This is a genomic window from Clostridium algifaecis, from assembly GCF_017874415.1.
Classification (GTDB): domain Bacteria; phylum Bacillota; class Clostridia; order Clostridiales; family Clostridiaceae; genus Clostridium_B; species Clostridium_B algifaecis.
Genome location: NZ_JAGGLM010000010.1, coordinates 57,261 through 79,350 on the forward strand (window position 1 = coordinate 57,261; position 22,090 = coordinate 79,350).

Here is a 22,090-nt window from a genome sequence, read left to right on the forward strand (position 1 = left end):
CTCCCTGCAAGTGTAAAATTTAATTTGACAAAACTGTTTTAGCAAAGCTACCAAAACAGTTTTGAATATTAATACCTATAATGTGCAAAAGCCTTATTAGCTTCAGCCATTTTATGCATTTCTTCTCTCTTCTTAACAGCTGCACCTGTATTATTAGCTGCATCCATTAATTCTGAAGCAAGTCTTTCTCTCATATATTTTTCATTTCTTTTTCTTGATGCAATAAGAAGCCATCTAATTCCTAATGTCTGTCTTCTTTCTGGTCTAACTTCTATTGGCACCTGGTAAGTAGCACCACCAATTCTTCTAGCTTTTACTTCAAGTAATGGCATTATGTTATTCATAGCTTCTTCAAATACTTCCATTGCCTCTTTATTTGTTTTTTCCTGGATCATTTTGAAAGCATCATAACATATTTTTTGAGCTACTCCCTTTTTACCATCTTCCATTACATTATTTATTAATTTTGTAACAACTTTACTATTATATACTGGATCAGGTAATACATCTCTTTTTGCTATATGTCCTTTTCTAGCCACTTTTCTTCCCTCCTTAACAATTTGGATTTAAGTTCATCGGTACTCGGCTACATAAAAATAACCGCAAAGTGCTTTGTACTCTTGCAAAATAAATTTATTATTCTATAGTTTATCATATATATAAATGCTGAATACATAGCACTGATTTCATTAAACCGCCAAAGCTATTTTTGCTTTGGCTTCTTAGCACCATATTTTGATCTTGATTGTAGTCTGTCAGCTACTCCTGCTGAATCTAAAGCTCCTCTTACAATATGGTATCTAACACCTGGAAGATCTTTTACTCTTCCACCCCTTATCAAAACAACACTATGTTCCTGAAGGTTATGTCCTATACCTGGAATATATGAAGTAACTTCATATCCATTTACCAATCTAACTCTGGCAATTTTTCTAAGTGCTGAGTTTGGTTTTTTAGGAGTAGTAGTTTTTACTACAGTACAAACTCCTCTTTTTTGTGGACATTCTTTTAATGCTGGTGCCTGTGATTTCATACTTGTTGTTTTTCTTCCTTTTCTTACTAACTGACTTATTGTTGGCATACTTACACCTCCTTTTTGATTTAAATTAGTCTAAATAATTAAAATTTATGTTAAATGTCTTGAAAGCTAATTTAATTAACATCTTCTTTAAGTAATGCAGCTGTAGCTGCACCTACATCTATTCCACACAGCTTACCTAACTCCTTCATAGTGTCTATATATACAACCTCTAAGGAATTATCTGTAATCAATACTTCAACTGAATGTATCAATGAATCGTCAGCATCTTTAGCAATATATACAATTTTAGCACTACAATTTTTAATTGCTTTAATTGTCTGCTTTACACCAACAACCTTTTTTCCTTTAAGTCTGTAAATCATAAACCTATTTCCTCCTCACAGTGCTATAGAGACAAAGGACTATATCTTTGCCTCTTAAACACACACATAGATGTATTTTATCATTTTAACAATGATGTGTCAATTAATTATATGTTAATTAGCTTCTTTATTATCTATTTCATTAACTTCATCTTCATTATCTTTGTTCAATTCATTTTCTGGTTTTATTTTTATAGATCTATATCTCATCATACCAGTTCCTGCCGGTATCAATTTACCTATAATTACATTTTCTTTCAATCCAAGTAATGGATCTATCTTACCTTTTATAGCAGCATCAGTAAGTACCCTTGTTGTTTCCTGGAACGAAGCAGCAGATAAAAATGAATCCGTAGCAAGTGCAGCCTTAGTTATACCAAGGAGTGCTACTCTTCCCTGCGCAGTTTTGCCTCCATTTGCCTCTACTCTCTCATTTGCTTCTTCAAAATCAAATATGTCTATCATTGTACCAGGAAGTAATTCAGTATCTCCAGAATCTTCTATCTTTACTTTTCTTGTCATCTGTCTTATTACAACTTCAAGATGCTTATCATTTATATCAACACCCTGAAGTCTATAAACCTTTTGTACTTCAGACAAGAGATAATTTTTAACACCCTGAACACCTTTTATTCTAAGAATATCATGTGGATTAACAGATCCTTCTGTTATTTCATCTCCAGCACTTATTTGATCTCCATCTGACACTTTAATTCTTGAACCAAATGGTATGTCATAAGTAACTTCTTCTCCGCTATCTGCAATTACAGATATACTTTTCTTCTTCTTTGTCTTTTCCATTCTTACAACACCGGATACTTCACTTATTATAGCAAGACCCTTAGGCTTTCTAGCTTCAAATAATTCTTCTACTCTTGGAAGACCTTGAGTTATATCTGAACCTGCAACTCCTCCTGTATGGAATGTTCTCATTGTAAGCTGGGTACCAGGTTCACCTATACTTTGAGCAGCTATTATACCTACAGATTCACCTATTTCAATCTTCTTAGCAGTAGCCATATTCATACCATAACATTTAGAGCATACACCATGCTTTGATTTACATGTAAATACAGATCTTATCTTAACTTTCTTAATACCTGTGTTTTCAATTCTCTCTGCATTTTTAGAATCCATATATTCATCTCTAGCTATAATTAATTCTCCTGTTTTAGGATCTTTAATATCCTGTGCAGAATACCTTCCTGTTAATCTTTCTGCCAAACTTTCTATAACTTCATTTCCTTCTTTTATTTCTGAAACTTCATAACCTTCATGAGTTCCACAATCCTCTTCTCTTACAATAACGTCCTGGCTTACATCTACAAGTCTTCTTGTAAGATATCCAGAGTCCGCAGTCTTAAGAGCTGTATCAGCATTACCTTTTCTAGCTCCATGAGTTGATATAAAGTACTCAAGTACATCAAGACCTTCTCTGAATGAGGCTCTTATTGGAAGTTCTATAATCTTACCAGATGGATTTGCCATAAGTCCCCTCATACCAGCAAGTTGCTTAATTTGACTTTTAGATCCTCTAGCTCCTGAATCCGCCATCATAAATATTGGATTAAACCTATCCAAGTTATTCATGAGTACATCAGCTACATCTTCTGTAGTTTTAGTCCATTTTTCTATAACTCTCTGATATCTTTCGTCTTCTGATATAAAGCCTCTTCTATACATCTTCTCTATTTTATCAACAACTTTATCCGTTTCTGCTAGAAGAGCTTGCTTAGCTTCTGGAACAACCATATCTGAAGTTGAAACTGTTATGCCACTTATAGTTGAATAATGATATCCTCTTTCCTTTATTTTATCAATCATTATAGAAGTTTTAGTAGCTCCATGTTTCATATAACATTTATTTATTATTTTACCTAAATTCTTTTTAGCAACTAAAAAATCAATTTCAAGTTTAAATTCATTTTCTGGTTTACTTCTATCTATAAATCCTAAATCCTGTGGTATAGATTCATTAAATATAAGTTTTCCTGGAGTTGCTTCAATTATTCCGCTAATAGTTTTTCCATCTTTAACTTTTGTAATTCTTACTTTAATTTTAGCATGTATGTTAAGTTGTTTAAGTTGGTAGGCCATTATAACTTCATCTGGTGATGAGAACATTCTACCTTCTCCCTTAACTCCATCTTCATCTATAGTCAAATAATAAGAACCAAGTACCATATCCTGAGTAGGCACAACTACAGGTTTACCATCTGATGGTTTCAATATATTATGAGCAGCCAGCATTAAAAATCTAGCTTCAGCTTGTGCCTCAACTGAAAGAGGAACATGGACTGCCATTTGATCTCCATCAAAATCGGCATTATATGCTGTACAAGCAAGTGGATGTAATTTTATAGCTTTACCTTCTACAAGTACAGGCTGAAAAGCTTGAATTCCAAGTCTATGAAGAGTAGGTGCACGATTTAAAAGTACTGGATGATCTGATATTACTTCTTCTAATACATCCCATACCTGAGTTTGAACTCTCTCTACCATTCTTTTTGCACTTTTAATATTATGAGCCAGACCATTTTCAACCAACTTTTTCATTATGAATGGTTTAAACAATTCAAGTGCCATTTCTTTAGGAAGTCCGCACTGATACATTTTCAATTCAGGTCCAACAACTATAACTGAACGTCCGGAATAGTCAACACGTTTTCCAAGCAAGTTCTGTCTAAATCTACCTTGTTTTCCCTTCAACATATCTGATAGTGATTTTAGTGGTCTGTTTCCAGGACCAGTTACTGGTCTTCCACGTCTTCCATTGTCTATAAGAGCATCAACTGCTTCTTGAAGCATTCTCTTTTCATTTCTAACTATTATATCAGGTGCTCCCAAATCCAAAAGTTTTTTAAGTCTATTATTTCTGTTTATAACTCTTCTATATAAGTCATTTAAATCTGATGTAGCAAATCTTCCTCCATCAAGTTGAACCATAGGTCTTAAATCTGGTGGAATTACAGGTATAACATCTATTATCATCCACTCAGGCCGATTTCCAGATTTTCTAAAAGATTCTACTACTTCAAGTCTTCTTATTATCCTAACTTTTTTCTGACCAGTACTATTTTTAAGATCTTCTTTTAATTCCGATGAAAGCTGATTTAAATCTATTTCATCTAATAATTTTTTTACAGATTCAGCTCCCATTCCGGCTTGAAAACTTTCTTCACCATATTTCTCTATAGCTTCTCTATATTCTTTTTCATTTAAAAGCTGCTTTTTTAATAATGGTGTTTCTTTAGGATTTAAAACCACATAAGAAGCAAAATAAAGTACTTTCTCAAGAGATCTTGGTGACATATCAAGTATAAGCCCCATTCTAGATGGTATCCCTTTGAAATACCATATATGAGATACTGGAGCTGCAAGCTCGATATGACCCATTCTTTCACGTCTTACTTTTGCTTTGGTTACCTCAACACCACATCTATCACATACTATGCCTTTATATCTTATTCTCTTATATTTACCACAGTGACATTCCCAATCCTTTGTTGGTCCAAATATTCTTTCACAGAACAATCCATCACGTTCTGGTTTTAAGGTTCTATAATTTATAGTCTCAGGTTTTTTTATCTCTCCCCTTGACCATTCCCTTATTTTTTCTGGAGAAGCCAGGCCTATTTGTAATGCATCAAAATTATTTAATTCAAACAAGGGTACATCCTCCCTTCCTAATGTTCATCATTAAAATCATCTATATCTAAGTCACCCTGCAAATCATCTAAATTTAACTCTTCATCATAATCATTAGATTCATTATCATCATTATTATTATTTTCAGTATCCGGTAAGTCATGTTTTTGATTTTCTACTACAGAGTCTTCAGTTCCTTCGATATTAACACCAAGATCTTCAGTATCGTCGTCTACTGATTCTTTTATTTTAATTTCTTCTTGATTATCATTTAATACTTTTACATCTAAACACAGTGCCTGAAGTTCCTTTATAAGAACTTTAAATGATTCTGGCACACCTGGTTCAGGTATGTTTTCTCCTTTTACTATAGCCTCATAAGTTTTTACTCTTCCTACAACATCATCAGATTTTACAGTAAGTACTTCTTGAAGAGTATGAGCTGCTCCATATGCTTCAAGTGCCCAAACTTCCATCTCTCCAAATCTTTGACCACCAAATTGAGCTTTACCTCCAAGTGGCTGCTGAGTTACTAGTGAATATGGTCCTGTCGATCTAGCATGAATTTTATCATCAACCAAATGGTCCAATTTGAGGATATACATATATCCTACTGTAACAAGTCTATCAAAAGGATCTCCTGTTCTTCCATCATATAATACAGTCTTTCCATGGCTCTCATATCCAGCCTTTTTAAGACATTCAAGAATATCTTCTTCTCTAGCTCCATCAAATACCGGTGTAGCTATATGCCATCCAAGTTTGCTGGCAGCCCAACCAAGGTGAACTTCAAGTACCTGACCTATATTCATACGTGAAGGAACTCCGAGTGGGTTCAAACATATCTGAAGAGGTCTTCCATCAGGTAAGAAAGGCATATCCTCTTCTGGTAATACTCTTGAAATAACACCTTTGTTACCATGTCTACCTGACATTTTATCTCCTACGGATATTTTTCTCTTTTGAGCTATATAACACCTTACCAGTTTATTTACTCCTGGTGGAAGTTCATCTCCATTTTCTCTAGTAAAGACTTTTACATCCACAATTATTCCGTATTCTCCATGAGATACTCTAAGCGATGTATCCCTAACTTCTCTTGCTTTTTCTCCAAATATTGCCCTTAAAAGTCTTTCTTCTGCTGTAAGCTCAGTTTCTCCCTTTGGAGTTACTTTTCCAACTAATATATCACCTGATCTTACTTCTGCACCTATTCTTATTATTCCTCGTTCATCTATATCTTTAAGTGCATCTTCTCCTACATTAGGTATATCTCTAGTAATTTCTTCAGGTCCAAGCTTTGTATCTCTTGCTTCGGATTCATATTCTTCTATATGAATAGATGTAAACACATCTTCACGTACAAGCTCTTCTGATATAAGCATAGCATCCTCGTAATTATAGCCTTCCCATGTTGTAAATCCCATTCTTATATTCTTACCTAATGCTATCTCTCCCAAATCAGTAGAAGGACCATCAGCAATAACTGTACCTTTATTTACTTTTTCACCTTTATCTACTATAGGCCTTTGATTTATACAAGTACTTTGATTAGATCTTTTAAATTTAATTAATCTATAAGTATCTATTCCACCATCAGAATCTCTTTTTATTCTAACTTCATTAGCACTTACATATACAACTGTACCTGCATTTCTAGCTTTAGGTAATACTCCAGAGTCTACAGCTGCCTTATACTCAATTCCAGTTCCAACTATAGGTGCTTGTGGTTTTAAAAGTGGAACTGCCTGTCTTTGCATATTAGATCCCATGAGTGCACGGCTGGCATCATCATTTTCGAGGAAAGGTATCATAGCTGTAGCTACAGAAACTAATTGCCTTGGTGAAACATCTATAAAATCAACATCTTCACGTGGTACTACAATAACCTCGCCTTTATCTCTAACTGTAATTTTTGTATCAATAAATTTATTATTCTCGTCAAGAGGTTCATGTGCCTGACCAATCAAATATTGATCTTCTTCATCAGCTGTCATATATACAATTTCATTAGTTACCACACCTGTAGCTTTATCAACTTTTCTATAAGGTGCTTCAATAAAACCATATTCATTTACTTTTGCATAAGTTGCAAGTGAATTAATAAGACCTATGTTTGGTCCTTCTGGTGTTTCTATAGGACACATTCTTCCATAATGTGAATTATGAACATCTCTAACTTCAAATCCGGCTCTCTCCCTTGAAAGTCCACCAGGTCCAAGTGCTGATAATCTTCTCTTATGTGTAAGTTCCGAAAGTGGATTTGTCTGATCCATAAATTGTGAAAGCTGTGAACTTCCAAAAAATTCTTTTATAGCTGCTGCTACCGGTCTTATATTTATAAGTGCCTGAGGTGTTATTACTTCCTGATCCTGTATAGTCATTCTTTCCTTGACTACTCTTTCCATTCTTGAAAGACCTATTCTAAACTGGTTTTGAAGTAACTCTCCTACAGACCTAAGTCTTCTATTGCCAAGATGATCTATATCATCTGTATAACCTATATTATAAGATAATCCCAATTCATAACTAATTGTAGCAAATATATCATCCTTCAATATATGCTTTGGAATTAACTCATGTATATTTTTTCTTATTTGATCTTTAATACTTTCTTCATCACTGTAATTATCCAGTATCTGCTTAAGTACAGGATAATAAACACTTTCCTTTATATTTAAATCATCTATATTAAAGTCAACAAAATTATGTATATTAACAAAATTGTTGCCTATAATTTTTAGAGTCGAATCCTCTACTTGAATCTTTACTATATTCAAACCGCATTGCTGTATTTCAATAGCTTTATCCCTTGTAATCTTTTCGTCTGCTTGAACTAATATTTCTCCTGTTTGTGGATTTACTATATCTTCTGCAGCTGTTTGATTCATAATTCTAAGATACAAAGCTAATTTTTTATTGAATTTATATCGTCCAACTCTAGAAAGATCATATCTCTTTGCATCAAAGAACAAAGAATCAATAAGTGATTGAGCGCTATCTACTGTTGGAGGCTCTCCTGGCCTTAACCTTTTATAAATTTCAAGTAATGCTTCTTCTCTTGTCTTAGTATTATCTTTTTCAATTGTAGCCTTTAATCTTTCATCTTCTCCAAAAAACTCTGTAATTTCAGCATCCGTACCATAACCCATTGCTCTAGCTAAAATAGTTATAGGCAATTTTCTAGTTTTATCTATTCTTACATATATTATATCGTTTGAATCTGTCTCATACTCCAACCAAGCCCCCCTATTAGGAATAACAGTTGATGAAAAAAGTTTTTTACCTGTTTTATCAACTGACATATCATAATATACTCCTGGCGATCTTACAAGCTGACTTACTATAACTCTTTCTGCTCCATTAATTATAAAAGTTCCTTGCTCCGTCATAAGAGGGAAATCTCCCATAAAAACTTCTTGTTCCTTAACTTCTCCAGTTTCCTTATTCAATAATCTTACTTTAACCTTTAAAGGCGCTGCGTATGTAGCGTCTCTTTCCTTGCATTCTTCTACAGAATATTTGATATTATCCATGTCTAACTTATACCCTACAAATTCTAAATTAAGATTTGCTGTATAATCTTGAATTGGATTGATATCATCAAACACTTCTTGTAATCCATCTTTTAAAAACCAATTATAGGAATCTAATTGTACTTCAATTAGATTAGGCATATGACCTATTTCTTTGAGTCTGGAAAAGCTCATTCTAGTTCTCTTACCAACCTGGACAGGATGTACCATCGACTTTCACCCCTTGCATAAACTAAAAATAACCAAAAACACATATATGTTCATGGATTCATTACATTACCATCAAATTAGTATAACCTATTTTTCATAATTAATTCAAGTTATATTAATTGCAATTACTTTATCAATCTTTAACTAATCAATGCAATTTATTATTTTATCATAGTATGAAAAATTTATCAACTTAATTCACACTATTTTACAGTTTTTTTTGAAATCATGAATGTTATAAAAAAAAGACACTTTACAACTAAAGTGTCTTTTTTTATGTTACATAAATTCTAAGAATTGAGTCTACTTTAATTCTAATGTAGCTCCAACTTCCTCGAATTTAGCTTTCATAGCTTCAGCGTCTTCCTTGCTTACTCCTTCTTTTAATGTCTTAGGAGCACCATCAACTAATCCTTTAGCATCTTTTAGTCCTAAACCAGTTACTTCTCTAACTACTTTTATAACCTTTATCTTTTGAGCTCCTGCATCTTTTAATACTACATCAAATTCAGTTTTTTCTTCTGCAGCTTCGCCAGCTCCTGCTGCTCCGCCTGCAACTGCTACTGGAGCAGCTGCACTTACACCAAATTCTTCTTCACATGCTTTTACTAATTCATTTAATTCTAAAACGCTCATATCTTTTATAGCTTGAATGATTTCTTCTTTACTCATTTAATATACACCTCCGAAATTTCTTTTCTTAATTAAGCTTCTTGCGAATCTTTCTTTTTTGATATTCCATCTAATAAGTATACAAAATTTGATAATGGAGCTTTGAAGCTTCCAAGTAATTTTGCAATAAGAACTTCTCTTGGTGGTATTGTCGCAAGTTGTTTAACTTTAGCTTCGTCAAAAAACTCTCCACTAACAATTCCACCTTTTAATTCTAAAACCTTATGGTCTTTTGAATAACTATTAAGTATTCTTGCTGGAGCAGTTGGATCTTCATATCCAAATGCAATTGATATTGGTCCTTCAAGAAGTTGTTCTGCTTCATCGTAACCTAATTGTTTTGCAGCTAATGCACTCAATTTATTTTTATATACCTTATATTCTACACCAGCTTCTCTCAAGTTCTTTCTTAGTTCTGTATCTTCTTCAACAGTTAGTCCCTGATACTTAGAGAATATTATTCCTTGAGCTTTCTCCATTTTTCCTTTTATTTCTTGAACTTTAGTTTCTTTAGCTTCTCTATTTTTTCCCACTGTGTATCCACCTCCTCACAGTTAACCTGCAATTATATAATTAAAGGTCCCTCCATAGACAAAGAGAGACCAATTCTTCTTATATTGGAATCCTGGATAGGTTGGATTATCCGTTACGCTTTCGCACCTATTGTCTATGGAATATTTACTTTTTTATAAACAATCACAAATTAATAATTCACATCAATATTAGTCTAAAACCTTACCCGGATTTACTTTTACTCCAGGTCCCATAGTACTAGATAATACTACAGATTTCAAATATTGACCTTTAGCTGCTGATGGTTTTGCCTTTACAACAGCATCCATTAATGCATGAAAGTTTTCTACTAATTTTTCTGATTCAAATGATTTTTTACCTATTGGTACATGAATAATAGAAGTTTTATCTACTCTATATTCAACTTTACCAGCTTTAATTTCCTGGATAGCTTTTGCAACATCAAAAGTAACTGTACCAGATTTTGGATTTGGCATTAATCCCTTAGGTCCAAGAACTCTACCTAATCTACCAACAACGCCCATCATATCTGGAGTTGCAACAACTACATCAAAATCGAACCAGTTTTCTTTTTGAATTTTTTCAACATATTCTTCTGATCCAACAAAATCTGCTCCTGCAGCTTTTGCTTCATCTACCTTAGCACCCTTTGCAAATACCAACACTCTAACCTGTTTACCTGTTCCATGAGGAAGTACTACAGCTCCTCTAACTTGCTGATCTGCATGTCTTGGATCAACACCAAGTTTTAATGCAAGTTCTATAGTTTCATCAAATTTAGCTTTTGCTGTTTTTAAAACAATATCCACAGCTTCTTTTGGTGAATAAAACTCATTTCTATCTATAAGTTTTAAACTATCATCATAATTCTTTCCCATTTTAAATTCCTCCTTTGTGGTAATAACGGCTTTGCCTCCCACTATACTGTATAACTTACTCTTCTACAGTTATACCCATACTTCTTGCGGTTCCTGCTATCATTCTCATAGCACTTTCAACTGATGCAGCATTTAAATCTGGCATCTTTGTTTCTGCAATTTCTTTAACTTGTGCTTTTGTAACTTTAGCAACTTTAGTCTTATTTGGCACACCTGAACCGCTTTCGATTCCAGCTGCCTTTTTAAGTAATACTGCTGCTGGTGGAGTTTTTAGTATAAAACTAAAAGATCTATCCTGGTATACAGTAATTACTACTGGAATTACCAATCCTGCTTGTTTATTAGTCTTAGCATTAAATTCTTTACAAAATCCCATAATATTAACACCATGCTGTCCAAGTGCTGGTCCAACTGGTGGTGCTGGGCTTGCTTTACCTGCAGGAAGTTGAAGTTTTATCATTCCTACTACTTTTTTAGCCATAATATACACCTCCTATAGCGTGGTTCCATATATCTTGCTCTTCCACTTAATTTTTAGTCTTTTCTAATCTAGCTTTTCTATTTGATTAAAATCAAGTTCAACAGGAGTTTCCCTGCCAAACATATTAACTAATGCTTTAATTTTCTTCTTTTCAGTATTGATTTCCTGGATAACAGCTGAGAAATTTTCAAGAGGACCAGATTTAACTTTGATATTTTCTCCCACTGACACATCTACATCTACAGGTTTTTCGCTTATTCCCATAGTCTTAACCTCTTCATCTGTAAGCGGAACAGGTTTAGATCCAGGTCCGACAAAACCCGTAACACCTCTAGTATTCCTGACTATATACCAAGAATCATCACTCATAACCATGTGTATCAAAACATATCCTGGAAAAATTTTTTTAAGGGTTATCTTTTTTTTACCGTCCTTAATTTCTACTTGTTCTTCCATAGGAACTTGAACATCATCTATCCAATCATAGAGGTTTCTATTTTCTATGGTTTTTTCAAGGTTAGCTTTAACCTTATTTTCATAACCAGAATATGTATGAACTACATACCATCTAGCTTTATCTGCCATAATCTGAGGGACGAAATATTGCTCGACCCTTGCCTCCTTTTTATCTTTATTTCAATATATTTTGAACTATGAAATTAAAACCAAAATCCAATATTCCAATAACAACAACATACACAGCACAAAATGCAATAACAGATATAGATGCTTTTTTTACATGCGCCTTAGATGCCCATGTTATTCTATTGAATTCTGCAATTAAATCTTTAAAAAAATTAAAAAAGCCGCCATCCTTTATCACATCATTATTGGATTTTTTATCATCATTGCTTGAAGACATGATATTCACATCCTTGAAATATTTTATTGCTTATTTCTAGATTATTTTGTTTCCTTATGAACTGTATGTTTATGGCAAAATGGGCAATATTTTTTCATTTCTAATCTATCTGGATTATTCTTTTTATTTTTGATTGTACTATAATTTCTTTGTTTGCAATCTGTACATGCTAATGTTACTTTTACTCTCACTGCCATCACACCTCCTAATATAGTTGATGTATGTGAATTACTCTATTAACAAAGTTTTATAAAGGCCTTTTCATTTAATTTCGCTCAAACTAAAAATATACCCTTTACTTGGGGGAAACACACTCCCTATATGCTAAATAATTATGTTAACTCAATAACACATCCTTAATTCTTCTTTTTATGTCATTAAAGTACATAAGTTTAGTTTTTCTAAAATCAAGCATTACTAATACACTTTATCACAGCTCTGTTTCCATGTCAATGGATATTGCTTATATTTATAATAGTTTCTACATATTTTTCAAAAGGACCAGATGTAAGAAACCCAGTCCCTTTAAACTTTAAAAGAAATTATTCTACAATTTTAGTAACAACACCTGAACCAACTGTTCTTCCGCCTTCTCTTATTGCAAATCTAAGTCCTTCGTGCATTGCAACTGGTGTTATCAATTCAACGTTCATGTCTATATGGTCTCCTGGCATTACCATTTCTACTCCTTCTGGTAGTGCTATTGATCCTGTTACGTCTGTTGTTCTGAAATAGAACTGTGGTCTATATCCGTTGAAAAATGGAGTATGTCTTCCTCCTTCTTCCTTCTTAAGTACATATACCTGACCTACAAATTTACTATGTGGGTGTACTGTACCTGGTTTTGCAAGTACCTGGCCTCTTTCTACTTCTTCTCTCTGTATTCCTCTTAACAATGCTCCTATATTATCTCCTGCCATTGCCTGATCAAGAAGCTTTCTGAACATTTCTACTCCTGTACATACTGTCTTCTTCTTCTCTGTACTTAATCCTACTATTTCAAGTTCGTCTCCTATCTTAAGTACTCCTGTCTCTACCCTTCCTGTTGCAACTGTTCCTCTTCCTGTTATTGTAAAGATATCTTCGATTGGCATCAAGAATGGTTTGTCTGTTGGTCTCTCTGGTGTTGGTATATATTCATCTACTGCATCCATTAATTCGTGTATGCATTTTGTTGCTTCTGGATCATCAGGGTTCTCTATTACCTTCAATGCACTTCCTACTATTATTGGTACATCGTCTCCTGGGAATCCATATTCACTTAACAACTCTCTTACTTCCATCTCTACGAGCTCAAGTAATTCTGGATCATCTACCTGGTCTGATTTATTCAAAAATACTACTATATATTGTACTCCTACTCTGCTTGCAAGTAGTATATGTTCTCTTGTCTGTGGCATTGGTCCATCTGCTGCACTTACTACAAGGATTGCTCCATCCATCTGTGCTGCACCTGTTATCATGTTCTTTACATAATCTGCATGTCCCGGACAGTCTACATGCGCATAATGTCTCTTGTCTGTCTCGTACTCTACGTGTGCTGTATTTATTGTGATTCCTCTCTCTTTTTCCTCTGGTGCTTTATCTATTTCATCATACTTTGTTGCTGATGCTTTTCCTTCTTTTGCTAGTACCATTGTTATTGCTGCTGTAAGTGTTGTCTTACCGTGGTCTACGTGTCCTATTGTTCCTATGTTTACATGTGGTTTTGTTCTTTCAAATTTCTCTTTTGCCATTTCTTTTCTCCTCCTTGTTACTTTAATGTTTTAATTAAGTAAACTCATCCTGGTGTACTGTAATTTATATATTAACTAATTTAAATTGGAGCCCATGACCAGGATTGAACTGGTGACCTCCACCTTACCAAGGTGACGCTCTGCCAACTGAGCTACATGGGCAATTATACTAATTGGAGCGGGAGACGGGGATCGAACCCGCGACATTCAGCTTGGGAAGCTGACGTTCTACCACTGAACCACTCCCGCTAATAGGTATACTAATTCATATCAAAAGTTGTATACCGATTATCAATTTTAATACATCTGTTTTTCTTTGTCAATATAAATTTATTTGTTGCTTAAACATTTTTCAAGCTTTCTCTTGACTCTTTGAAGTGCATTATCTATAGATTTAGCATGCCTGTCTAAATCACATGCAATTTCTTGATAAGATTTACCATCCAAATATGACATTAGAACTTCCATCTCTAAGTTTGAAAGCACCTCACTTATCTCACCTTGTATATGATTAAGCTCCTCTCTGCTTATTATAAGTTCTTCTGGATCTGCTACTTTTGCCTCAGACAAAACATCAAGTAAAGTTCTATCTGACTCCTCATCATATATAGGTTTGTTCAAAGAAATATATGTATTTAATGGAATATGTTTTTGCCTTGTAGCAGTTTTGATAGCTGTTATTATTTGTCTTGTTACACACAATTTTGCAAAAGCCTTAAAAGATGACAATTTATCTGCCTTAAAGTCTCTTATAGCTTTATACAAACCAATCATTCCCTCTTGATAAATATCTTCCTTATCTGCTCCAATTAAAAAATAAGACTTTGCTTTAGACTTAACAAAGTTCTGATATTTACTAATTAAATATTCTTGAGCTTTTGTATCCCCTTTTTTAGCTTCAGCAACTATTTCTTCGTCTAATTTTTCTTTAAATGGAAAGATATTTTCACTAATATAACCCCTATTATCCAATATATCCCCTCCAAAATAATATAGACAGTCCTTTAAATCACCATAAAAAATTAAAATAATAGTTTTATTACATTTTTTAAATTGGCTATTGTAAATTATACTGCCATTTAAATATAATTCCTACCATGATTATACATTACAAGTAATTTTATAGTCAATAGATTTTAGTTATTTCTTCTAATTTTTTCAAGTTTATCTAATATATTCTTATTTATTCTGTCTTCTAATGTATGTTTTTTATCAGAATATTTTTCTGTAATTTTAACACTTATACTATTTTTTATAGATTTAACTTCATTATAAAATTCCATAGAAGGCATTCTAACCGCCCCCCTCTGAAAAACAAGCTGCTGTTCCAATTTATCTGAAGTTACAACAAATACTTCATTCTTTCTGCCTATATTATTTACAGTTCTTTCTATATATGCATCCGCCGTTTCTCCCTCTTTTGTGAATATTACGTTAACATTATTACTAGCTTTTTCATCTTTTTCTAAACTTCCTAAAACAAGCTGAGCATCAAAAACTATAAATACCCTATATCCTTTAAAAGCAGCATAGTTTACTAATATCTCCACAAGCTGCTGTCTAGCAGCTTCAAAACTATAATTTTTAGTTTTTTTCAAATTAGGCCAGCTATTTATTACATTATACCCATCTACAAAAATATTTCTCAATTTTTATTTCCTTTTAATTTTTGTCTTAAAATTTCATACATTATTATTCCCCCCGCTACTGACGCATTTAACGATGTTATTGTTCCAACCATAGGTATCTTTACTAATATATCACATTTCTCCCTGGTTAACTTTGAAATTCCTTTACCTTCATTCCCTATTATAACTGCTATATTTCCACTAAAATCAGTATCATAGCAGTAATTTTCACCATGCATATCAGCACCATAAATCCATATTCCATGCTTTTTTAATTTATCAATAGAAGAATTTATATTTGCTACTTTACATATTTTCATATGTTCTACAGCTCCTGCAGAAGTTTTATATACTATAGGTGTTATTCCAACATTCCTTCTCTTAGGAATAATTATTCCATGTACACCACATACCTCTGCTGTCCTTATTATAGATCCCAAATTATGTGGATCTTCTATTTCATCAAGTATCAAAATAAATGGTTTTTCATTTTTTTGTTTGGAATAATCCAATATATCCTCTAATTCACAATATTTATAAGGCGTTACTTTAGCAATAACTCCCTGATGTGCTTCTGTAGATGACATACTGTCAAGTTTTTTTCTATCTACTTTTTTTACTACAATTCTTTTTTCTTTTGCAAGAGCCAGCACTACATTTATTGATCCTGTAATATCCCCATTTGACACAAGAATTTGTTCAACCGTCTTTCCTGATTTTAATGCTTCAATAACAGCATTTCTTCCCTCAACTATATCTTCTCTAAATTTATTTTCAGAGTTACATTCATTTTTTGACCTATTTTTCTTTTCAAAATAATTACCATATCCATTTGTCATATTATATAATTTCAGCTCCCTACACAAGAAAAAATTAAATTAAAGATTTTTATTTTCTTTAATATCTACTATAATCTTCAGCAAATAATCCAATCTATCACATTTCTTAGTTAAATACAAATATCCTATCAATGTTTCAAATCCTGTAGCAAATCTATAATCCTGGACATCTGCATTTTTAGGAACTGTCCCGGATTTTGCGTTTCTACCGCGTTTGAAAAAATATAATTCATCTTCAGAAAGTTTACTAAAAAGCTCTTTTACAATTTCACTTTGAGAATGAGCTTTTACAAATTTAATAGCTTTTACATGAAGCTTATGTACTACCATATCTCTATTTTTATCTACAAGGTAAGTTCTAACAAAAACCTCATATACTGCATCGCCAATAAATGCAAGTACAAGTGGATTAAGATTTCTTACATCTTTTTCCGTAAATTCTCCTTTAAATAAACAATCCTCCATCTATATCCTCTTCCATCTCACTCCCTGAGCAGTATCTTCAAGGACTATTTTATCTTTTTTTAGCATATCCCTTATTTCATCCGCTAGCTTCCAGTTTTTGTCCTTCCTCGCCTGCTGTCTTTTTTCTATTAACTTTTGTATATCATCTTCAATATTTTCTCTCTTAGAATGTTGTAAAATTCCAAGCGGTCCTCCAAGCTCTTTTATAAGACTAAGACAATAATTTATAAGTTCCTTTGATGACTTGTTATTTACATTTATATTAATGTCCTTTATCAAGTCAAATATAACAGCTATAGCATCCGCTGTATTAAAATCATCATCCATCTTTTGTATATACTTAACTTTGTATTCATTTAGATTATTTATATAATTCTTTTCACTTTCATCTATGCTCTCAGTAACTGCTCTATCCAAAAAGCTTTCTAAATTTAATATAGAATTATTAAGCCTATCCATTGCTGCTTTTGTAGAATCCAATAATTCAATACTAAAATTTATCTGAGTTCTATAGTGCCCTGATAACATAAACATCCTAATTACATCTGGATCATATTTTTGAAGTACTTCCCTTACAGTAAAAAAATTATTGAGGGATTTCGACATTTTTTGATTATTAACATTAACAAATGCCGAATGCATCCAGTATCTTGCAAAAGTTTTTCCAGTCCTGCTTTCACTTTGTGCTATTTCATTTTCATGATGTGGAAATTCCAAGTCAGAACCACCTGCATGAATATCTATAGTATCTCCAAGTAAGTTATAAGCCATACATGAACATTCTATATGCCATCCCGGTCTTCCCATTCCCCATGGACTCTTCCATGCAGGTTCTCCAGGTTTCTGGCTTTTCCATACAGCAAAATCCATAGGATCTTTTTTTCTTTCGTCTATATCTATTCTAGCTCCAGCTTGAAGTTCCTCGATATTCTGTCCAGACAATTTTCCGTATCCTTTAAATTTTTTTGTACTAAAATATACATCTCCATCTACTTCATATGCATAATCCCTATCTATCAAATCCTGTACAAATGAAATTATTTGTTCAATATATTCAGTTGCCCTTGGATTAACTGTAGCTCTTTCAATATTTAAATCATCCGCATCCTTATAATATTCTCCTATAAACCTATTTCCAAGCTCTTCTACTGTAATAACCTCTTCATTAGCTCTTTTAATCATTTTATCATCAATATCTGTAAAGTTCTGAATAAATTTAACCTTATATCCTCTATATTCAAGATATCTTCTTACCGTGTCAAATACTACAAAGGTTCTTGCATTACCTATGTGAAAAAAATTATACACTGTAGGTCCACATACATACATACTGACTTCTCCCTGAACTAAAGGTATAAATTCCTCTTTCTTTCTTGACATGGTATTATAAATTTTCACTAACATTTCCCTCCCAGTTTAATTTCAGCATTTTTTTGAATTTTAATCTAATAATATTCATTTATCTAATAATATATTTATTTTTATATACAATACTAATTATTTTATCATATTATTGTAAGTTATATAAGGTTTGTTAAGTTTTTATTTAAATTGCAAATCCCTTACCATTACCTGGCAAGGGATTTTATTATCATATTCGCAGTATCTAGATCTTCCGGCGTAGTTATTTTTATATTATTGTAACTTCCATCATATAAGTATACTTTATTATCATAATGTTCAACTACTGTAGTATCATCTGTAACTTTTACATCCTCCTGTAAAAGCTTCTTGTGGCAATTTGTAATAAGTTTATAATTAAAGCATTGAGGTGTCTGTACTAAAAAAAGCTTTTCTCTATCTAATGTTTGAAATGAAAATCCTTTTTTATCTTTAATCTTTATAGTGTCTTTAACGCTCACGCCACAAGTACAAGCTCCATAAATTTTAGAATATTTTATTCCATCACTTATTATTTCGTGTGTAACAAAAGGCCTTGCTCCATCATGAATTAAAACTATATTGCAATTATAATTTTTTAATGCGTTTAGTCCATTTAGAACGGAGTTTTGACGTTCATCTCCACCTTCAACTATATCAATAACTTTTGTAAACTTATATTTTTTAACTACCTCAGTTTTACAATATTGAATTTCATTTTTTGAACAAACAATGACAACCCCATCAATTAATTCGTGCTTACAAAACGCATTAACAGAATAATAAAGCATAGGTTTATAGTTTATATCTATAAATTGCTTGTTTATTTTACATTTCATACGTCTTCCTTTTCCAGCCGCTACAATAATAGCATAGTTCCCTTCCATGTTAAAGCTCCTCTTTTTCTTTAGCAAATATCATTCTGCCTGCTGCAGTTTGCAATACAGATGTTACAACTACAGTTTTTACATCTCCTATATATTTTCTTCCACCTTCTACAACAATCATAGTTCCATCATCAAGATAAGCTATGCCCTGACCTGACTCTTTACCATCCTTAATTATTTGAACTTTCATTTCCTCTCCAGGAAGTACTACAGGTTTAACTGCATTTGCAAGTTCATTTATGTTAAGTACAGGTACCCCTTGAAATTCCGCAACTTTATTTAAATTGTAATCATTAGTTACAACTTTACCATTTAACACCTGAGAAAGTTTTAAAAGTTTACTGTCAACTTCTTTAATATTAGGAAAATCTTTTTCATATATTTTAACTTCTATATTTAATTCTTTTTGTATTTTATTTAATACATCCAATCCTCTTCTCCCTCTGGTTCTTTTTAATCCATCGGATGAATCCGCTATATGCCTAAGTTCAGCTAATACAAAATTAGGTATTACAAGAGGTCCTTCTACAAAACCCGTTTGACATATATCAAATATTCTTCCATCAATTATAACAGATGTATCTAAAACTTTAGGAAAATTCTTCTGTTCATTTTTTACTTTTCTTACCTTGTTGCTTTGAGGTTTTCTAACAGATATGTTGCTAAACAAACTTATCAATTCTTCTTTTTTCTTTATAGCTAAATTTCCACCTAATGCGGCCATTATAATAGCTACTACTACCGCAAGCAATGTACCCACAACAGGTATCCTTGCAAGAAGATTTACAAATAATGCAGATATAAGTAAACCTAACAATGCCCCTAAAACTCCTATCAACATCTCTGTAGCTGGAAATCTCTGTAAGCTTTTTTCTATATAGTCCATACTTTTCATTATAAATAAATTAATCCATGGTGATATTAAAAATAATATGATTCCAAAAATTACAGTCATTATAATCAAAAATAATATTGTTCCTATTGGACCATTGAAGTAACCTAATTCCTTAAAATAATGACTGTTGCTTATTTTGTCTCCTAAAAGATATCCAAGTATTAAGCCTATTATTGTAAAAAGTCCTCTTAATATTTTTTTTAACAATAGACTTCACCTCCTTATAATTATTAAAAATTTATTTCTATTTAATATCTACTATATATTAACATCATATTTTTTTCAATAAAACTTGATTCATTTAATAAATTATTCATTAAAATTTCTTATTTCAACGAAACTTTAATTGTAAATACAAATAAATTTCCCCCTGTTAATAATTTCGATATTGATTTATTATATATCTATTAACAAATACGAAATACACTTTATAGTTCATTGACAAAATTATCTAAAAAAAATTATAATTAAGCTAATAGATGATACGTTAATCTAAAAATAAGGAGTTGAACTTAATGAAAGATTTAATTTTTGATGATTTTCAAAATGCAGTAAATGATTCACTATTAAGGCATAAAAGCATTTTAGATATAATAACTAAGCTTGAAGAATCGAATGGAAGAATAAATAGAGCCATAGCAAAATCAGTTACAAATTGTGGATGTATAGAAATTTCTGCCAAAAAACAGCACATGCCATCTGATAAAGATGATTTAGATATATCCGACTTAAAAAATTGTCTAAAAACTCATATAAATGGAGATTTATGTGATAACTGTAGAGAAATTATCGAGGATGAAATAGGAAATAATTTCTTTTACTTGACATCCTTATGCAATGTATTAAATTTAAATTTATATGATATATTGTTAAAAGAATATAATAAAATGAATACATTAGGTAAATATTCATGTAGATAAAGTTCAGCACAAAATAGTGAATTCATTCATTATTTTGTGCTAAAATTATCATCTACAAGTATTTGTTCCCTTAGTCTCCTAAGTCCATTCTTTATTGCCCTAGCTCTAGCCTCTCCAATTCCTTCTACATTATCTAGCTCTTCATACGAAGCTTCCATAACACCTTTTAATTCTCTAAAGTTTTTCACCAGATTCTCTATTACATTGGTTGGTATCCTTGGAATTTTATTTAGTATCCTGTAGCCTCTTGGAGATATCAGAGTGTCAACAAGTGGTACACCAACATATCCCAAAATTTTTGAAATACATTCTAAATTTAAAATTTCATCTGAAGTCATACTTTGTATTTGCTTGTAAATTTCATCATAGCTAATATCCTTCTGACAATAATCCCGTATCATCCATATTCCATCTTGCTCAATATTTTTTATAAGCTCATTCAACTGCATTGATATAAGTCTTCCTTCATTTCCAAGTTCACATATGTATATTTGAATTTCGGATACTATTCTCATTACCATCTCTGTCCTTTGAATAGCCGTCATAACATCAAAAAGTGTAACCATATCTTCAAATTCCAGTATATTTAGATTATTTACTACTCTTTCTAAAACAGAAACATATTTTTCTAAAGTCTGTAATGCTTGATTTGCCCTAGCAAGTATTACACTACTTTCTCTAAGTACATATTTTATATAGCCTTTATATACAGTTATTATATTTCTTCTCTGTGAAATAGCAATTACTATAGCTCCCGTTTGTTTAGATACCCTATCTGCCGTTCTATGCCTGGTTCCAGTTTCAAAAGTAGAAATACTTGAATCTGGAATAAGCTGCGCATTTGCACACAATATTTTTTTCAAGTCACTGCTAAGAACTATGGCTCCATCCATTTTTGCCAATTCATAAACATATGAAGAACTATAATCAGCATTTATAGTAAAGCCGCCATCTACAACCTTTAATATCTGCTCACTATCTCCAAGTAATAAAAGTCCTCCTGTTTTTGCCCTCAGTATATTTTCAAGTCCATCTCTAAGTTGAGTTCCCGGTGCTAAAAGCTTAAGTATACTTTTTAATTCTTTGTTTTTTTCTATCCTCAAAATAATCACCTT

The 22,090-nt window shown here is 32.2% G+C and carries 22 protein-coding genes, 2 tRNA genes and 1 other annotated feature; of the genes, 1 reads left to right on the forward strand and 23 read right to left on the reverse strand.

Going from position 1 to position 22,090, the window contains the following annotated elements:
* Nucleotides 1–68: 68 nt before the first annotated feature.
* The 22 genes from rpsG to J2Z42_RS08895 all read right to left on the reverse strand — a co-directional run bounded on the left by rpsG (nt 69) and on the right by J2Z42_RS08895 (nt 20,262).
* Nucleotides 69–539, reverse strand: a complete 471-nt coding sequence (rpsG, locus tag J2Z42_RS08790; protein ID WP_209702278.1) for a 30S ribosomal protein S7 — start codon at nt 537–539, stop codon at nt 69–71.
* 164 nt (nt 540–703) lie between these two features.
* On the reverse strand, nt 704–1,081 hold the full coding sequence (rpsL, locus tag J2Z42_RS08795; protein WP_209702279.1) for a 30S ribosomal protein S12: 378 nt from the start codon (nt 1,079–1,081) through the stop codon (nt 704–706).
* Nucleotides 1,082–1,152: 71 nt separating this feature from the next.
* The gene (locus tag J2Z42_RS08800) at nt 1,153–1,404 is read right to left on the reverse strand and encodes a ribosomal L7Ae/L30e/S12e/Gadd45 family protein (RefSeq protein WP_209702280.1); all 252 of its coding nucleotides are present in this window, start codon (nt 1,402–1,404) and stop codon (nt 1,153–1,155) included.
* 114 nt (nt 1,405–1,518) lie between these two features.
* Nucleotides 1,519–5,073: a DNA-directed RNA polymerase subunit beta' gene (rpoC, locus tag J2Z42_RS08805; protein WP_209702281.1), complete on the reverse strand. Its 3,555-nt coding sequence runs from the start codon at nt 5,071–5,073 to the stop codon at nt 1,519–1,521.
* Nucleotides 5,074–5,090: 17 nt separating this feature from the next.
* Nucleotides 5,091–8,798, reverse strand: a complete 3,708-nt coding sequence (gene rpoB / locus J2Z42_RS08810; RefSeq protein ID WP_209702282.1) for a DNA-directed RNA polymerase subunit beta — start codon at nt 8,796–8,798, stop codon at nt 5,091–5,093.
* A gap of 303 nt (nt 8,799–9,101) precedes the next feature.
* Nucleotides 9,102–9,470, reverse strand: coding sequence for a 50S ribosomal protein L7/L12 (rplL, locus tag J2Z42_RS08815; protein ID WP_209702283.1), 369 nt, complete (start codon nt 9,468–9,470; stop codon nt 9,102–9,104).
* A 32-nt stretch (nt 9,471–9,502) separates the two neighbouring features.
* Nucleotides 9,503–10,003: a 50S ribosomal protein L10 gene (gene rplJ, locus J2Z42_RS08820; protein WP_209702284.1), complete on the reverse strand. Its 501-nt coding sequence runs from the start codon at nt 10,001–10,003 to the stop codon at nt 9,503–9,505.
* Nucleotides 10,004–10,033: 30 nt separating this feature from the next.
* Nucleotides 10,034–10,161: a sequence feature (ribosomal protein L10 leader region), on the reverse strand.
* 31 nt (nt 10,162–10,192) lie between these two features.
* On the reverse strand, nt 10,193–10,882 hold the full coding sequence (gene rplA / locus J2Z42_RS08825) for a 50S ribosomal protein L1 (protein ID WP_209702285.1): 690 nt from the start codon (nt 10,880–10,882) through the stop codon (nt 10,193–10,195).
* 55 nt (nt 10,883–10,937) lie between these two features.
* On the reverse strand, nt 10,938–11,363 hold the full coding sequence (rplK, locus tag J2Z42_RS08830) for a 50S ribosomal protein L11 (RefSeq protein ID WP_209702286.1): 426 nt from the start codon (nt 11,361–11,363) through the stop codon (nt 10,938–10,940).
* A 63-nt stretch (nt 11,364–11,426) separates the two neighbouring features.
* Nucleotides 11,427–11,948 carry a transcription termination/antitermination protein NusG gene (nusG, locus tag J2Z42_RS08835; protein WP_209702287.1) on the reverse strand — a complete coding sequence of 174 codons (522 nt, stop codon included), beginning with the start codon at nt 11,946–11,948 and terminating at the stop codon, nt 11,427–11,429.
* Nucleotides 11,949–11,994: 46 nt separating this feature from the next.
* Nucleotides 11,995–12,225 carry a preprotein translocase subunit SecE gene (gene secE / locus J2Z42_RS08840; protein WP_209702288.1) on the reverse strand — a complete coding sequence of 77 codons (231 nt, stop codon included), beginning with the start codon at nt 12,223–12,225 and terminating at the stop codon, nt 11,995–11,997.
* Nucleotides 12,226–12,266: 41 nt separating this feature from the next.
* Nucleotides 12,267–12,416 carry a 50S ribosomal protein L33 gene (gene rpmG / locus J2Z42_RS08845; protein ID WP_209702305.1) on the reverse strand — a complete coding sequence of 50 codons (150 nt, stop codon included), beginning with the start codon at nt 12,414–12,416 and terminating at the stop codon, nt 12,267–12,269.
* Nucleotides 12,417–12,767: 351 nt separating this feature from the next.
* Nucleotides 12,768–13,961 (reverse strand): elongation factor Tu, encoded by a 1,194-nt coding sequence (gene tuf / locus J2Z42_RS08850; protein ID WP_209702276.1) that lies wholly within the window; start codon nt 13,959–13,961, stop codon nt 12,768–12,770.
* 86 nt (nt 13,962–14,047) lie between these two features.
* Nucleotides 14,048–14,123, reverse strand: a tRNA-Thr gene (locus J2Z42_RS08855).
* A 12-nt stretch (nt 14,124–14,135) separates the two neighbouring features.
* Nucleotides 14,136–14,210, reverse strand: a tRNA-Gly gene (locus J2Z42_RS08860).
* A gap of 81 nt (nt 14,211–14,291) precedes the next feature.
* Nucleotides 14,292–14,933: an RNA polymerase sporulation sigma factor SigH gene (sigH, locus tag J2Z42_RS08865; RefSeq protein ID WP_209702289.1), complete on the reverse strand. Its 642-nt coding sequence runs from the start codon at nt 14,931–14,933 to the stop codon at nt 14,292–14,294.
* A gap of 164 nt (nt 14,934–15,097) precedes the next feature.
* The gene (locus J2Z42_RS08870; protein WP_209702290.1) at nt 15,098–15,610 is read right to left on the reverse strand and encodes an NYN domain-containing protein; all 513 of its coding nucleotides are present in this window, start codon (nt 15,608–15,610) and stop codon (nt 15,098–15,100) included.
* Nucleotides 15,607–16,428: a 23S rRNA (guanosine(2251)-2'-O)-methyltransferase RlmB gene (rlmB, locus tag J2Z42_RS08875; protein WP_209702291.1), complete on the reverse strand. Its 822-nt coding sequence runs from the start codon at nt 16,426–16,428 to the stop codon at nt 15,607–15,609. The genes J2Z42_RS08870 and rlmB overlap by 4 nt, the downstream gene beginning before the upstream one ends.
* Before the next feature lie 39 nt (nt 16,429–16,467).
* Nucleotides 16,468–16,893 carry a Mini-ribonuclease 3 gene (locus J2Z42_RS08880; RefSeq protein WP_209702292.1) on the reverse strand — a complete coding sequence of 142 codons (426 nt, stop codon included), beginning with the start codon at nt 16,891–16,893 and terminating at the stop codon, nt 16,468–16,470.
* Nucleotides 16,894–18,291 (reverse strand): cysteine--tRNA ligase, encoded by a 1,398-nt coding sequence (gene cysS / locus J2Z42_RS08885; RefSeq protein WP_209702293.1) that lies wholly within the window; start codon nt 18,289–18,291, stop codon nt 16,894–16,896.
* Nucleotides 18,292–18,461: 170 nt separating this feature from the next.
* Nucleotides 18,462–19,160: a 2-C-methyl-D-erythritol 4-phosphate cytidylyltransferase gene (gene ispD, locus J2Z42_RS08890; RefSeq protein ID WP_209702294.1), complete on the reverse strand. Its 699-nt coding sequence runs from the start codon at nt 19,158–19,160 to the stop codon at nt 18,462–18,464.
* A 1-nt stretch (nt 19,161) separates the two neighbouring features.
* Nucleotides 19,162–20,262 (reverse strand): PIN/TRAM domain-containing protein, encoded by a 1,101-nt coding sequence (locus J2Z42_RS08895; protein ID WP_209702295.1) that lies wholly within the window; start codon nt 20,260–20,262, stop codon nt 19,162–19,164.
* A 308-nt stretch (nt 20,263–20,570) separates the two neighbouring features.
* Between J2Z42_RS08895 and J2Z42_RS08900 the strand changes: the two genes are divergently transcribed.
* Entirely contained in the window at nt 20,571–20,975 is a 405-nt protein-coding gene (locus J2Z42_RS08900) for a nucleoside triphosphate pyrophosphohydrolase family protein (RefSeq protein WP_209702296.1), read from the forward strand.
* Nucleotides 20,976–21,004: 29 nt separating this feature from the next.
* On the opposite strand, the gene disA is transcribed toward J2Z42_RS08900, so the two are convergent.
* Nucleotides 21,005–22,078 carry a DNA integrity scanning diadenylate cyclase DisA gene (gene disA, locus J2Z42_RS08905; protein WP_209702297.1) on the reverse strand — a complete coding sequence of 358 codons (1,074 nt, stop codon included), beginning with the start codon at nt 22,076–22,078 and terminating at the stop codon, nt 21,005–21,007.
* Between the last annotated feature and the right edge of the window lie 12 nt (nt 22,079–22,090).

Excerpts from the sequence above, each read along its gene's own strand:
- rpsL (WP_209702279.1), bottom strand. The coding sequence starts at position 1,081 with ATGCCAACAATAAGTCAGTTAGTAAGAAAAGGAAGAAAAACAACAAGT.
- J2Z42_RS08800 (WP_209702280.1), bottom strand. The coding sequence starts at position 1,404 with ATGATTTACAGACTTAAAGGAAAAAAGGTTGTTGGTGTAAAGCAGACA.
- rpoB (WP_209702282.1), bottom strand. The coding sequence starts at position 8,798 with ATGGTACATCCTGTCCAGGTTGGTAAGAGAACTAGAATGAGCTTTTCC.
- rplL (WP_209702283.1), bottom strand. The coding sequence starts at position 9,470 with ATGAGTAAAGAAGAAATCATTCAAGCTATAAAAGATATGAGCGTTTTA.
- rplA (WP_209702285.1), bottom strand. The coding sequence starts at position 10,882 with ATGGGAAAGAATTATGATGATAGTTTAAAACTTATAGATAGAAATGAG.
- rplK (WP_209702286.1), bottom strand. The coding sequence starts at position 11,363 with ATGGCTAAAAAAGTAGTAGGAATGATAAAACTTCAACTTCCTGCAGGT.
- nusG (WP_209702287.1), bottom strand. The coding sequence starts at position 11,948 with ATGGCAGATAAAGCTAGATGGTATGTAGTTCATACATATTCTGGTTAT.
- secE (WP_209702288.1), bottom strand. The coding sequence starts at position 12,225 with ATGTCTTCAAGCAATGATGATAAAAAATCCAATAATGATGTGATAAAG.
- tuf (WP_209702276.1), bottom strand. The coding sequence starts at position 13,961 with ATGGCAAAAGAGAAATTTGAAAGAACAAAACCACATGTAAACATAGGA.
- rlmB (WP_209702291.1), bottom strand. The coding sequence starts at position 16,428 with ATGACAAATGGATATGGTAATTATTTTGAAAAGAAAAATAGGTCAAAA.
- J2Z42_RS08880 (WP_209702292.1), bottom strand. The coding sequence starts at position 16,893 with ATGGAGGATTGTTTATTTAAAGGAGAATTTACGGAAAAAGATGTAAGA.
- ispD (WP_209702294.1), bottom strand. The coding sequence starts at position 19,160 with ATGGAAGGGAACTATGCTATTATTGTAGCGGCTGGAAAAGGAAGACGT.
- J2Z42_RS08900 (WP_209702296.1), top strand. The coding sequence starts at position 20,571 with ATGAAAGATTTAATTTTTGATGATTTTCAAAATGCAGTAAATGATTCA.